The sequence below is a fragment of the Anatilimnocola aggregata genome, from assembly GCF_007747655.1.
In the GTDB taxonomy this organism is placed as follows: domain Bacteria; phylum Planctomycetota; class Planctomycetia; order Pirellulales; family Pirellulaceae; genus Anatilimnocola; species Anatilimnocola aggregata.
In genome coordinates this window covers 7,237,079-7,250,271 of the sequence record NZ_CP036274.1, presented here as the reverse complement: position 1 = coordinate 7,250,271, position 13,193 = coordinate 7,237,079, and the positions used below count along the sequence as shown (strand labels likewise).

At 56.9% G+C, this 13,193-nt stretch carries 11 protein-coding genes; 6 read left to right on the top strand and 5 right to left on the bottom strand.

All coding sequences use genetic code 11. The features are described 5' to 3' along the window. Positions 1-37: 37 nt before the first annotated feature. The 5 genes from ETAA8_RS27380 to ETAA8_RS27360 all read right to left on the bottom strand — a co-directional run bounded on the left by ETAA8_RS27380 (position 38) and on the right by ETAA8_RS27360 (position 7,300). Positions 38-643 (bottom strand): chemotaxis protein, encoded by a 606-nt coding sequence (locus ETAA8_RS27380; protein ID WP_238397584.1) that lies wholly within the window; start codon positions 641-643, stop codon positions 38-40. A 35-nt stretch (positions 644-678) separates the two neighbouring features. Further along, a complete protein-coding gene (locus ETAA8_RS27375; RefSeq protein ID WP_145096273.1) occupies positions 679-3,579 on the bottom strand; it encodes a chemotaxis protein CheA in 2,901 nt (966 codons plus the stop codon). Between the two features lie 25 nt (positions 3,580-3,604). Next, positions 3,605-4,444 (bottom strand): CheR family methyltransferase, encoded by an 840-nt coding sequence (locus ETAA8_RS27370; protein WP_145096270.1) that lies wholly within the window; start codon positions 4,442-4,444, stop codon positions 3,605-3,607. 108 nt (positions 4,445-4,552) lie between these two features. Further along, positions 4,553-6,673, bottom strand: coding sequence for a methyl-accepting chemotaxis protein (locus ETAA8_RS27365; RefSeq protein ID WP_238397583.1), 2,121 nt, complete (start codon positions 6,671-6,673; stop codon positions 4,553-4,555). 108 nt (positions 6,674-6,781) lie between these two features. Next, positions 6,782-7,300: a chemotaxis protein CheW gene (locus ETAA8_RS27360; protein ID WP_238397582.1), complete on the bottom strand. Its 519-nt coding sequence runs from the start codon at positions 7,298-7,300 to the stop codon at positions 6,782-6,784. A 557-nt stretch (positions 7,301-7,857) separates the two neighbouring features. Between ETAA8_RS27360 and ETAA8_RS27355 the strand changes: the two genes are divergently transcribed. The 6 genes from ETAA8_RS27355 (at position 7,858) to ETAA8_RS27330 (ending at position 13,178) form a co-directional block, all read left to right on the top strand. Continuing rightward, positions 7,858-8,856: an NHL repeat-containing protein gene (locus tag ETAA8_RS27355; RefSeq protein ID WP_145096267.1), complete on the top strand. Its 999-nt coding sequence runs from the start codon at positions 7,858-7,860 to the stop codon at positions 8,854-8,856. An 8-nt stretch (positions 8,857-8,864) separates the two neighbouring features. Beyond that, positions 8,865-9,113 (top strand): hypothetical protein, encoded by a 249-nt coding sequence (locus ETAA8_RS27350; protein WP_145096264.1) that lies wholly within the window; start codon positions 8,865-8,867, stop codon positions 9,111-9,113. Positions 9,114-9,211: 98 nt separating this feature from the next. After that, complete coding sequence (locus ETAA8_RS27345) at positions 9,212-10,153, top strand: DUF6807 domain-containing protein (protein ID WP_145096261.1); 942 nt, start codon at positions 9,212-9,214, stop codon at positions 10,151-10,153. A 554-nt stretch (positions 10,154-10,707) separates the two neighbouring features. Next, positions 10,708-11,157, top strand: coding sequence for a hypothetical protein (locus ETAA8_RS27340; protein WP_145096258.1), 450 nt, complete (start codon positions 10,708-10,710; stop codon positions 11,155-11,157). 124 nt (positions 11,158-11,281) lie between these two features. Next, positions 11,282-12,127: an HAD family hydrolase gene (locus ETAA8_RS27335; RefSeq protein ID WP_145096255.1), complete on the top strand. Its 846-nt coding sequence runs from the start codon at positions 11,282-11,284 to the stop codon at positions 12,125-12,127. Between the two features lie 31 nt (positions 12,128-12,158). Continuing rightward, positions 12,159-13,178, top strand: a complete 1,020-nt coding sequence (locus ETAA8_RS27330) for a bifunctional heptose 7-phosphate kinase/heptose 1-phosphate adenyltransferase (RefSeq protein ID WP_202921300.1) — start codon at positions 12,159-12,161, stop codon at positions 13,176-13,178. The last annotated feature ends 15 nt before the right edge of the window (positions 13,179-13,193 follow it).

Here is a 13,193-nt window from a genome sequence, read left to right as displayed (position 1 = left end):
GAAGTTCGGATCGCGAATTGTTACGCAGGGCGGTTGGTTAGGCGGTCGTGCAATTCATCAGTCGATCGCGCAGGCCTTGGGTTGGCAGGAACAGCACGTTCCAGTCGAGGGCCTGGTCTTCGCGCCGAAACGTAGTGCGGCAAATGGTGGCGGTATCGCACGTCAGGGCTTGAGTCATCAGGGCCTGCTGAAGCACGCTAGCGCCGAAGTCTTGCAGGAAGTAGGGAGGCGATGGAATCAGCTCCGCATCGAGAAAACGCGTGAGAGCGTTCATGTAGGCACATCCCAGAATGTTGCCCGTTTCATTGAGCGCGCTCCGTTCCAATTCGTTCCACTCGGGAGTGGTGGCCCGTGGCCGATTGAGGAGCGACGCCGCCAGGCTGCGACCGTTTTCTTCGTCGAAGGTCAGCAGCATGGTGCCGCCAAGTTCGCCTTGCAATGTGAGGGCGACCATCGTTAGCAAGTCGTCACCCAGATCGAGGTTGGTGCTCACTTCCTCCAGCGGCATCTCGGCGATTTCATCGAGCGTGAGTGTGATCTGACCATTCGTCCAACGGCACATGGCGGTCGACGCATCGTGCGTGGCGGCAGAGAACAACTGCTCGAGTAGCGAGCTATTCAATTCAGGCGAGATTGTGTTCATAAAGAAACATACTTTCAGATTATCGGTTGAGTATTTCAGGTTCCACTTTTGACCACTGGCCGCGAAGCGAGATTGACGAGTGCACCTACGTCGAGAATCAGCGAGACTCGACCATCGCCAAGAATGCTTGCGCCGGCGACACCTTCGACATTGCGATAGTTGTCGGCCAGTGACTTGATGACCACGTCCTCCTCGCCGAGCACCGTATCGACCAGCAGACCGATCTCGCGATTCTCGTAGCGAATGACCACGATGGTGTGATCGCCCGCTGGTTTGCATTGCGTGCGACTGCTGTGCGAATTCCAGGTGAGCAACTCCTTGAGTTCCACCACTGAAACAACGCGGCCGCGGATCGTCGCCGTTCGCAGGCCGTGAACGGTACCGAGACTGTCGTCCTTCAGGCCGACAATCTCGGCAATGCTCTCAATGGGCAGAGCAATCACGTCGCCGTCGATCTCTGCCATTAAGCTTGGCATGATTGCGAGAGTGAGTGGCAACTTGATCGTGAAGACAGTGCCCTGACCAGGATTGCTTTCGACCTCAACCGTGCCGCTGAGGCCTTCAATCTTGGAACGAACAATGTCCATGCCCATGCCGCGGCCGGAGATTTCTGTCACCTTCTCAGCAGTGCTGAAGCCTGGTTCCCAAATGAGTTGAAAGACCTGGTGGGCGGTCATACGTTCGGCAGTTTCGGCATCGACCAGTCCGCGTTCGACACCTTTGCGGAGGATACGATCGCGGTCGAGACCTTTCCCATCGTCGGAGACTTGAATCACGATGCTATTGCCACGATGAAACGCATCGAGCGTGATGGTTCCTTGGGCAGCCTTGCCGGTCGCCACGCGGGCTTCGGGCGATTCAATACCGTGATCGGCCGAGTTGCGAACCATGTGAATCAGTGGGTCGCCAAGCTCGTCGATCATTCGCTTATCGAGTTCGGTGCTTTCGCCGCGAATGACGAGTCGAATATCCTTTCCGTTCAAACGGGTGATATCTCGAACGACGCGTTTGAAGCGATTGAAGAGCGGTCCCACGGGCACCATGCGAGTGTCCATCACACTCTTTTGAATGCTCGCGGCGACGCGATCGAGTTGATGAACGGCTTCGAACAGCTCGCTCACGCGGGCATGCAACTTGGTGACTCGCGCGAATTCGGCAGTGATCTTTTCGATATCCGATTGCAAGCGGCGTGCATGCGAACGAATGGAACTCATGGTCGCGGCCGCATGTTGGGCGCTGGCACCGTGGGCGTCATCGTCGGCCAATTGCTGCATGAAGGCAGCCGTCTCGCTCCACACCTGCGTCAGCTGTTTGGCGGGTAGACTCTCGCGCATTGCCGTCCCAATCTGACTGAACCGCGCCTTACTGATGACCAGTTGCCCGGCGAGGTTCATGAGCTGATCGAGGCGGTCGATATCGACGCGTAGCGTTTCGCTCGGCTTACCCCCTTCATCGGTTGCTTTGCTTTTCGCTTCGGCCGCGGAAGGCCTGGCATCTTCCACTGCAGGCAGCGATTGCGTTGGCTTGGCTGAGTTGGTCGTGGTTGGCAGGTGAGTCGACTGCTGAGCGACAGCCATCGCAGGGTCTTCGCACTTTTTCGATTGTGCTGAAAGGACGCGAACATCGACCGAGCGGACTCCGTTGACGTTCAAGGCAGCTGCGATCTCGTCGCGGCTGGCCTCGGACTGTACGATTAGTCGAAGCGATTCAAGTTGCTCGATTTCTTCGAGCGATTCTGCAGTTGGGTCGCAGTGCAGAATTTGTCCGAGACGAACGGCCTTCTCATAGGCGAGATTTGCCTTGAGGCCGACGAGCGGCAGATTGGCTTCGAAGTGGAGTTCGCAACTGAACTGCGTTCCGGTTTCCAGTTCTCCCAGTTGCACGGCAATCGCTTGGGGTTGCCAGGCGGTCACGATCGCTGGAGGTTCGACCTGAATCGGTGGGCAGTTCGCGAAGGCCTCGTTGCTGGCGACGAGAAGTTCAGCGGCCGAGCTGGCGAACTGTGAGCAGTCGGGTACGCTTTGTTTCAAGCCAGTGACGTAGAGTCGCAGCGCATCGACACAGTGCAGCAAGGCGTCGATGAGTGAGGGCGGAAGTACTAGTTTGCGCTCACCAGCGGTCTGCAATGCATCTTCCATCCAGTGCGCAAGCTTTGCCGTGCGATTGAGTCCCAGTGAAGCGGCCGAGCCCTTGATGCGGTGCGCGGTAACCAACAGCTCTTCGACTGTGCGCAGTTGAGCCGAGCGTTCGGCACAGAGCAGCACTTCGGCGAGACTTTCGAGTGCCAGATCGGTTTCGTCAATGAAAATGGCGAGATACTTGGGTGGAATGTCGGTTTCGTCGACAATCTGCTCCAAAGCAGCGACTTCGGGGTGCAAGTCTTTTGGTGCTGGTTCAACTCTTGCAGGCGAATCGAGGGCAGCGTCGAGTTGCAGACCTTGTTCGCAAGCGGCGAGCGCTTTCTCGGCATCGGCTTGCGATGTTTGTTGGCGGGCGCAGCCGCCGGACTCCAGTACTTGCTCGATGCCGAGCATCACGGCTGAGGCGTCGTACTGATCGGAACCGTCGTCTTGCAGTTTGGCGATCATAGCTGTGAGTGCATCAATGGATTGAAAGATGGTTTCGACAATACTGGACGTCAGGTCGAGTTGTCCCTTGCGCGAGGCGTCGAAGACGTTCTCGATGCGATGCGTAAGCTGGTTGATATTCGTTAGTCCCAGCATGGCCGATAGCCCTTTTAGACTATGAGCCGAGCGGAACATGTTATTCATCAGTTCCGGATCGAGCGGCGAGCGCTGACTGGCATTGTTGGCCGTCCACGCTTCGAGCGTGAGCAGATCCTCGTTCAAGCTGATCAGCAGACTGCCCGCTTCGTCTAAGAAGTCGGACATCATGCCTTGCAGCCATTCGTCGGCAGCGGTGGTTTCGGCGGACATGTCCAGTTCGATTCCGTTATTCAGTTCATTCGTTGCGGTAAAGCCACGCGTGAATACGTTTGAGGTTCTTCAGGTGATCGCTGATGCCTTCGGCAGCTCCGGCCACCAGGTATCCGCCAGGGGCCAGTAACTTCAGCACGTTCGCAACCACCCGCTGCTTCGAAGCTTCGTCGAAGTAGATCAACACGTTCTTCAAAAAAATCAGATCGAAGGGCTGCTCCCGCAGCGGATCGAGCAAGTTGTGCTGTCGAAACTGAACCAAGGCTGACAGTTCGGGCTTGGCCTTGCTGAATTCAGGTTCCTCAGCTGCCGTGAAGTAACGAGTTCGCAACGACGGCGGTACCAGCTTCATTGCCCGTTGGCTGAATGTTGCCTGGCGTGCTTGCTCAACGGCGCCAATGCCAATGTCGGTGCCGATAATCTTGATGGTCCAGGGAGACATTTGCTTGACACAAGCCGCGACGCAAACTGCGGCCGAATAGGCTTCGTCGCCCGTGCTGCAGGCCGCCGACCAGATTCGCAGCGAACGCGGTCGTTTGCCTGCAATTGCCTCTTGCGAAATGGCCGCCAGGTATTGATCTTGAAACCAGGTCCAGTGCGACTCGTCGCGAAAGAGATAGGTTTCGTGCGTGGTGATTTCTTGCAGGAACAGATCCCACTCCGCATTGGCTGGCTTGAGTTTTTGCAGATGCCGCAGGTAGCCTTCAAAATCCGCGATGTTGGTTGCCTTCAGCCGTCGCCGTACGCGATTCGCAAGGAGCGCCTGCTTCTGCGGCGAAATGCGAATGCCGGTGACGTCATAGATCAGCTTGCCGTAGCGCATCATGAGCTCGGGGCTAATCAAGGTTTCAGTAGCGGTGGTCATGACAACTCGGTTGGGCGAAGGCCATTCAGCAGATCAAAGGCGAATCGTAAACAAAGGCCAGGCCCGAGCAGTTGCCAGGGCCTGGCTGCGACAACGAGGACCGGAAAACTATTCCGTCTTGAACTTGCGAACCAGTTCTCGCAACGTCGATGCCTGAGCACCAAGCTCCTCGCTGCTGGAAGCCATTTCTTCGCACGAAGCGGCTGCCTGCTCGGTGACGGTCGAGATTTGCTGAACTGCACCGGCGACTTCGGTCGCATTCTGAGCCTGCTCGACCGTTGCCGTTGCAATCTCGTTGATCTTCTTGGCCGTCGAATCGACACCTTGAATAATCTTTGAGAGAGCCTGGCCGGTCTGCTCGCTCAAGGTGGCCCCGTCGGCGACACGCTGGGTCGATTCCTTGATGAGCTTGCTGATCTCTTTGGCAGCCTCGCTCGAACGCTCGGCCAGTTTGCGAACTTCGTCGGCAACCACCGCAAAGCCCAAGCCATGGACACCAGCGCGAGCCGCTTCGATCGCGGCATTCAAGGCGAGCAAGTTTGTCTGGCTGGCGATTTCGCCGATCACTTGAATGATCTCGCTGATCTGTTCGGACGAGCTCTTGATACGGCCCATCGCTTCGACCGACTTCTGCACGGCCTGGCCACCTTCCTCGGCCATACGGCTTGTTTCGCAAGCTAATGTGTTCGCCGAAGCAGCATTGTTCTTTACCGTTTCGATGCTGCGGGTCAGCTGCTCGATTGAAGCGCTCATTTCTTCCACCGAGGCACTCTGCGTCTGCGCACCTTGAGCCTGCGATTGAGCCGTCTCGGCGATGACGCGAGCGCCTTCGGCGAACTGAGCGGCACCTTCAACCACTTGACTAATGATGTTCCGCAAGTCGGTCATCATCTTGCGAACGCCACTGGCGAGTTGGCCCATGGAATCGTCCCCCGAGAAGCTGATTTCTCGAGTCAAGTCGCCGGCAGCAGCTGCATTTACCACGGCCAGCACTTCGGTAACCTTTTCGCTCAACTCTTGCTGAGTACGGCGTTCGCGAAGCTGGTTTTCCTTTTCGCGCTCTTCAGCCGCAATCCGTTCCGTAATGATTTCCCACGTTACCATTGGGCCAGAATAGTTGCCCTTAGCATCGAAGATGGCATTTGCCTGCAACGACAGAATCTCACCACCTAACTTGATCTGCGTAAGGTGCGGAAGGTTCTTCGGGTCTGCCAGCAACCGGCGCTGGTGTGCAGGCATCTTGTGGAAGATGTCGTATGTTGAGCCGACGATCTGATCGGCTTTGATCGGCAACAAGTGTTCGATCTTCTTCAAGGCCTTCATGCTGGCTGGATTGATATAGGTGATGATGCCCTGGTTATTGGCCAACATGATGTTGATCGGCGCGTTCTCGACAATTGCCGACTTCTCATTTGCGGCAATCGCCGCCTTTCGCGCCGCTGTGATATCGGTGGCGAACTTCACAACCTTGCAAGGTTTGCCGTTCACATCGTTGATGGGGTAGTACGTCGCCGAGATCCAGATCTCTTCGCCCCGCTTGTTGACTCGCATGAACTCGCCGACTTCGAATTCGCCGCGATTCAGCTTGTCCCAGAATTGGCTGTAGGCAGTGCTGTTTGCATACTCCTTCGAACAGAAGATGCGGTGATGCTTGCCGACGATCTCATTCAGGCTGTAGCCCACAGCACCGAGGAAGTTCTCGTTTGCAGTTACTATGGTGCCATCCATGTTGAATTCGACCTTAGCAGTCACTTTGCCGACCGCTGCGAGCTGTTCGTTCGAGTCGCGGCTCTTATCCTCCAGCATCAGTTTTTCGGTAACGACTTCCCAAGTCACCATTGGTCCTAAGTATTCGCCCTTGTCGTCGTACGTAGGGCTGACGAGAAGGTCAGCCTTTTGATCGCCGATGGCGATGATCGCGCGGTGCGGCAGATTGCGATCGCTCGATAGAATGCGGCGTTGGTGCGAAGGGACTTTGTGAAAGATATCGACGCTCTTGCCAATCAGTTCTTCGGCGCGAATTGGCAGGTATTTCTCGAGCGTCTTCAAAGTGCGAATGCTGGCCGGGTTCGCATATGTGATGACCAGGTCTTTGTTCGCAAACAGGATGTTGATGGGGGAATTCTCGGCCATCGCCCGGTTAATGGCGAGATCGCTCCGCAGCTTGGCAACTTCGGCATTCGCTTTGGATTTGGTGGCGGTAACAGCAGCAGGTTTCGCTTTGGACATGGAAATATCTCACTAAGAATTAAATGTTTGGATTGAGTCTGTACGAGCGGGTGCTTGCGTCTCCGCAGCCTGCGGATCGTGAGCAATGGAAAGATCGGTGTCAGTCGCTTACGCGGCAGCGAGCGCTGCTTCATCGAGCAGTTTGTCCACATCCAACAGGATGAGGAGTCGCTTCTCGAGCTTGACGAGTCCCGTCAAGTAGTCGCGACCGAGTCCGGCAATCGTTGGCGGCGGAGGCGCAATCTGCTCGGCCAGAATTCGCAGGACTTCGCTGACGGCATCGACAATCAAGCCGATCGTCTTGCCGCGCACGTTCACGACCATGATGCGTGCTTCATCGGTCTTGGCCTGTTCAGGCAGGCCGAAGCGTAGCCGCAAGTCGACGATGGGAATCACCGTGCTGCGGAGATTGATTAGCCCCTTGATGAATACAGGCGATTGCGGAATGCGAGTCACCTCGCCGAGCAAGATGATCTCTTGCACTTTGGTGATCTCGATGCCGTACTCTTCATCTGCCAGGCGAAAGCTGACGAGTTGAGAGGACGTGGTTTGCGACTGAGTGGACGAACCGACGACCGGTGTCACGACAGCGGTCGGCGCCGTCGCTTCCGTAGCGAGCGTTGACAAGGAACTGCTCCTGCGCAGATACGGCGGTCCCGACCCGTTCTTCAACAGGTGACTGCCGACAATGAACTGCCCCCGCTCTTCTCTCTACAGCGGCTCCCAAAGAGCGACGCTCGTAGTGCGCTGCAGTCCAAGCAGTGCAGAAAAGGTACAACCGGCTTTCCCGGATGAGAATCGCTCTGATTGCTCAGAGTGCGCGAGACAAAACACCAGCCTTAAAGGAAGAATGGCCTGCGCTTGTCCGGCGTCTCGTTCGCTGCCCCGCGAACTACCGACTTTCCCACGCGCTGCCTGCTCGTGGTACTCACCCCCCGGTACTGTTGCTCTTCGGAAGGGGCTGCCCGCAGAGTTTAGCCAACCTAAAGAAACTCCTTAGTTGGCAGAGTCCCGCCAAGAGTTGCCACCCCCTAGGGCGAATGTCCGGCAAATTCCGCATCGCTTCGCTTTCGCCCTTGCGGGTTTCCACCCATGTTTTGACCGCGTGCGAGACCCTCACTCGGCCGGTTAAGATAGAAGGACACTGCTCCGGTGCTTGTCCCTATTCCCTTCATCGCTGCCGCATGACTAACAATTCAAATCGGGCAACGACTGTTTCCAGTCCTCGCGCTGGCGCGGGCATCTCGCGCCGTCAGCTATTGGCAAGCACTTGCGCGCTGGGCGGGGCGATGGTTGCCGGCTGCACTCCCAGTGGGCCCGCGCAAGGGCAGCTTGATGCAGTTTGGGGCAATCCAGGAACCGGTGAAGGAAAGTTGAATCACCCGCGCGCGATCTGCATCGATGCCGACAACCTGCTTTATATTGTCGATAAAACCCCGCGAATTCAGGTATTCACTCCCGATGGCAAATTGGTCCGCACCTGGCAAACGCCCGAATTTCAGTTCGGCAAACCGTGCGGCCTATCTTTCGATCTTGAAGGCAACCTGCTCGTTGCCGATACGCACTACTACCGAATTCTGACTTATACCAAAGAAGGAAAACTCCTCGCAGAGAAGACCATCGGTGGCGAGCGGGGCTTCACTCCCGGCAAGTTTCACTTCGTTACCGATTGCCAACAAGATGCCGAGGGCAATTACTTCATCGCCGAGTATGGCGAGTTCGACCGGGTCCAAAGGTTCACGCGCGATCGACAGTTTGTTTCGCAATGGGGTGGCCATGGCAGCGACATTGGCCAGTTCCTAAGGCCGCAGAAAATGGAGTTCGATCGCCAAGGTCTGCTGTGGATCACCGACGCCTGCAATCATCGGCTGCAAGTCTTCGATGTCTCTGGGCCCGAACCCAAATTGGCCAAGTCGTGGGGCGAATATGGCAGCGGGCCGGGGCAACTCAGTTATCCCTATGATCTGCACTTGGACGAACCCGCCGGTCACATCTACCTCTGCGAGTTCGGCAATCACCGAATTCAAAAATTCACGCTCGACGGCCAATATCTGGGCCATTGGGGCCGCAACGGCCGCCAGCCTGGCGAACTCGATCAACCCTGGGGACTTACTCGCGATTCCTACGGCCGCCTCTATGTGATTGACACCTACAATCATCGCGTACAACGATTTTGGCTGTGAGGGGCGACATGGAGTTCATTGACTACTCGTGGCTGATCATCATTCGCCAAGTCTCGAAGGATGAAATGTCTCGTGACTTAGGGCACATGCAGCCGGCTTGGGAGAAGTTGCAGTTGCAGCAAATAGACGGGGACGAAATTTGGGAATTTGATTGCGACGCTCATCTGCCGCATCCGCTCGCTGGATGCTCCGGCTTCCTACTGAAACGAGGCGGTCAGGTAGTGAATCATCTCGTAATCAGTCGCTCCTTCATTTGATGCTGCGCCGCGCTGGCAATCCAAATCTGAGTGCATTACGATACGAACGCCTGGAGCAAGTTCCATCCCGCAACATTTCCTTTTAGAGTTTTCCAACCATGAAGTTTCTCACTTCTCTCGTTTGCCTCGTAGCAACCGCCTGTCTTGCCTTGCCTCTCTCTGCCGGCGAATTAACCGTCGAGAAGAAGGACGACGGCGTTGTCGTCAAAGCAGACGGCAAGCCGTTCGCCACCTATGTCTTCAAATCGGGCACCAAGCCTATCGTGTGGCCCATCATCGGACCAACTGGGCAGGAAATGACTCGTTCGTGGCCGCTGAAGGATGGCGTGGAGGGCGAAAAGAAGGATCACATTCACCATCGCTCGTTCTGGTTCACCCACGGCAACGTCAATGGCGTCGACTTCTGGGGTGAAGTTGCCAAGGTGCAAGGTCTGATTAACCACAAAGAGCTGATTAAAGCGGAGGGGGGCTCCACCGCGGTCATTTCCACTCGCAATGAATGGGTCGGTCCCGATGGCAAAGTGATCTGCCAGGACGAGCCAACGCTCACCTTCGGTGCCAACGACAATGCCCGCTGGATCGATTTTGCCACCAAGGTCACTGCCGTGGCCGACGAAGTCACCTTCGGCGATACCAAAGAAGGTGCCTTTGGCGTGCGAGTTTCGGAAACAATGAAGGTCGATGCCAACAAGGGTGGCAAGATCGTCACCAGCGAAGGACTCAGCGATAAAGCAGCTTGGGGCATGCCAGCCAAATGGGTCGACTATCACGGACCCGTCGGCACTGAGACGCTGGGGATCGCCATTTTCGATCACCCGTCCAGCTTTCGTCATCCCACCACCTGGCACGTTCGCACGTACGGCCTGTTTGCCCCCAATCCGTTCGGGCTGCACGATTTTCCCAACGGCAAAGATCGCAATGGTGCCCACACCATGAAGAAGGGTGAGACATTCGCGCTGAAGTATCGTGTCTACTTCCACAAGGGTGACGAGAAAGAAGGCAAAGTCGCCGAAGCTTATGCGAAGTTTGCGGCCGAGTAACATCGCGTTGGCAGACTCCAAATTCATCCTATCTGTTGATAAACCCGGCTGCTTTTTAGCACTCATCTTGCGTAACTCTCGAGAAATACGCGTGTTGGTGTCGATTTGCTCAGCCGGTTTATCAACACCCCCCTTTTGCGGTCGAGCATCGCTCCGTCGTCGTAACTTGAAAAACAGGTCGACGCTGATGCACACGATTTTCTGATTCCCACCAGGTTGTCAAAGACCTCGCTTGCAACCCGCATTATCCGCGCCGCGTGGACTAGTCTGGTCACCGCGCACACGTTTTTCTTCGCCTCGGTCCGAATTGTTCAATTGCCATTTGACCGCCCCGGTTTTACGACCTAGATATCTGTTACGCACTTAGGTTGCCTGATTCGACGTGAGTGCTCTTCACAAGCCCGACTTTCACCGCGGCGAGCAATTCATCGCCTGCGGACTGATGGGATAGGGCTTGGCTTTTTTCTCTCTTCGTTGGCGGAAGCGATTGACTCGCCGATCGGCCTCCGCAGTTCCGCGCGCATTCTCTCTCCCTTGCTCGTTTGGAGGCTGGTGTGACCACGTTGACTTTGGATTGGACCGCGGCGGATCAGGCCATTACCCCACCGGTCGCGAGTGGTGACCGGCGAACCGGCGATGTCATTAGCCAGAACGTGCAGGTTGCCCTGGCCGGCGCTCAGGCCGAGCGTCAGATCGAACGCCGGACCGAAACTCGCCATCCGTATCCGTATCCGATTCACATGACTCCCGTCGACCGCCACGGGCAACCTTTGCTCGATCAGACATTCGTCGTCGTCGGCAAGCACGTTTCCGATCACGGCGTCGACTTCTATTACGCCCAGCCGGTCGAATGGTCGAAAGTCATCGCCTCTTTCGCCGTACACGACGGCCGCTGGGTCGGCCTGTTGATGGAACTCACCTGGTGCCGCTTCAGCCGTCACGGCTGGTACGACAACGGCGGCCGCTTCGTCAGCGTGGTCCCCTCGCCACTAGCCAAGGAATGATGAAGCCGATGAACTGCTGGTAGCCACTTTGCTGGCAGCACTTCGGTCTACCTCCGCAAAGGCTGGCAGATTAGACTCGGTAGCTTGCGTATTGTAAGTTGCGATCTACGCCGAGCTCCCCACCATGCCCCGCAATCCTCATCCCGAGATCGAAACCGTGCGCACGGACTTTCCGCGCTCGGGATATCGGGCGGTCATTTTCGATTTTGATGGTACTCTCTCGCTCATTCGCCGCAATTGGCAGGGGTTGATGGTCCCGATGATGGTCGAGTGGCTGCAGCAACTCGATACGGGCGAAGCAGCCGGGCGGCTGAAACAATTGGTGGAAGCGTTTGTTGTCGAGCTGACAGGTCAGCCGACGATGGTCCAGATGCAGCGACTGGCCGACGAGATTCGCCAGCGCGGGCACGATGCTCAGCCGGCGACCTATTATCTCGATCAATACCAAACGAGCTTGATGTATCAAGCGAATGCGCGCATTCGCGCGGTCGTCCGTGGCCATGCTTCGCCCGACTCCATGGCGGTTGCCGGAGCGCGGCGCATCTTGTCCGAATTGCAGCACCGCAAGTTGCACCTGGTCCTAGCCTCTGGCACCGAACTTAAAGACGTGCAAAACGAACTGCGCGTCCTCGATTTCGATTCCTACTTCGAACTCCGCGTGCATGGGCCCGTGAATCAAGACCCGAAGTTCTCCAAGCAGACGGTCATGGAACAGCTGGTTCGCCAGGGGATGCCGGCGAAGAGTCTCATTGCCATTGGCGATGGACCAGCTGAAATCACTGCCATAAAAAAGGTTGGTGGCTTGGCCGTGGGGCTCGCGAGCAACGAGGTCACGGGCTCGGGCATCGATCCGCTGAAGCGCGAACATTTGATTCGCGCTGGGGCCGATATCATCATTGGCGACTATCGCTGCTGGCAACCGCTGCTCGAACGACTCGGGCTGCATGACTCATCCGTCAGCGCGGCATGAAGCCCTGGCAATCATTGGAAGGAACCACCACGTGCTGACTGCTACCCGCCTCGAATCGATTCTCTCGTCGTTGCCCCGACTCACCATTGGCCTTGTGGGCGACTTGTTTCTCGATCGCTACTTGCACCTTTCGCCCCACAGCGAAGTGTCGATCGAATCCGGTCTCGAAGCCTATCAAGTCGAGAAGGTGCGCAACTCGCCCGGTGCACTGGGCACCGTGATGAACAATCTCGCCGCCCTCGGCGTGGGTCTGCTGGTGCCGACAACAGTCATTGGCGATGACGGTCACGGCTACGATCTGCTGCGCGAAGTGCGGCGGTTGCCGGTCGATCCGCTGCATATCATCTGCTCGCCCCAGCGACTGACACCCACCTATACCAAGCCGCTGAAGCCGGCGGGTGATGCCTGGCACGAATTGAATCGCTTCGATGTTCGCAGCCGCCTCCCCATTGCCGATGCCGTGCAAGAAGAGCTTTGCCGCCGGCTGGAAATTGTCTGGCAATCGAGTGACGGCCTGATTGTGCTCGATCAGGTAAACGAAACGGGCTGCGGGGTGATTACCGACCGAGTTCGGACTTGCCTGGAATGGCTGGCTGAACAGAATCCACGGAAGATGATCTACGTCGATAGTCGCCAGCGACTAAGTGATTTCAACGCTGGTGTCTTGAAGGGAAACCGTGCCGAAATTGCGCGGGCCGGTAATCTCGCTGCGAATGCTGAACTGGCTGAACTTGAGCGGGCCGCAGCTGTGCTTGCTAGTCGTACCCGGCGGCCCGTCTATTGCACGCTTGGTGAGCAAGGGACGCTCGTTACCGAGCCGAATGGCAAGGCAACGATGGCACCCGCCTGCAAAGTGACAGGTCCCATCGATATCGTCGGCGCGGGAGACTCGGCAACCAGCGGCATTGTGACCGCGCTCCTGAGTGGGGCGACACCGCTCGAAGCGGCCGTGTTTGGCAATCTCGTGGCCTCGATCACCATCGAGCAACTCGGCACGACGGGCACCGCTTCGCCGGCCCAAGTTCGCGAGCGTTGGCAATCGCTGCAGTAGAACCTGTTTCGCTGA

Excerpts from the sequence above, each read along its gene's own strand:
- ETAA8_RS27380 (WP_238397584.1), bottom strand. The coding sequence starts at position 643 with ATGAACACAATCTCGCCTGAATTGAATAGCTCGCTACTCGAGCAGTTG.
- ETAA8_RS27375 (WP_145096273.1), bottom strand. The coding sequence starts at position 3,579 with ATGTCCGCCGAAACCACCGCTGCCGACGAATGGCTGCAAGGCATGATG.
- ETAA8_RS27370 (WP_145096270.1), bottom strand. The coding sequence starts at position 4,444 with ATGACCACCGCTACTGAAACCTTGATTAGCCCCGAGCTCATGATGCGC.
- ETAA8_RS27365 (WP_238397583.1), bottom strand. The coding sequence starts at position 6,673 with ATGTCCAAAGCGAAACCTGCTGCTGTTACCGCCACCAAATCCAAAGCG.
- ETAA8_RS27355 (WP_145096267.1), top strand. The coding sequence starts at position 7,858 with ATGACTAACAATTCAAATCGGGCAACGACTGTTTCCAGTCCTCGCGCT.
- ETAA8_RS27350 (WP_145096264.1), top strand. The coding sequence starts at position 8,865 with ATGGAGTTCATTGACTACTCGTGGCTGATCATCATTCGCCAAGTCTCG.
- ETAA8_RS27345 (WP_145096261.1), top strand. The coding sequence starts at position 9,212 with ATGAAGTTTCTCACTTCTCTCGTTTGCCTCGTAGCAACCGCCTGTCTT.
- ETAA8_RS27335 (WP_145096255.1), top strand. The coding sequence starts at position 11,282 with ATGCCCCGCAATCCTCATCCCGAGATCGAAACCGTGCGCACGGACTTT.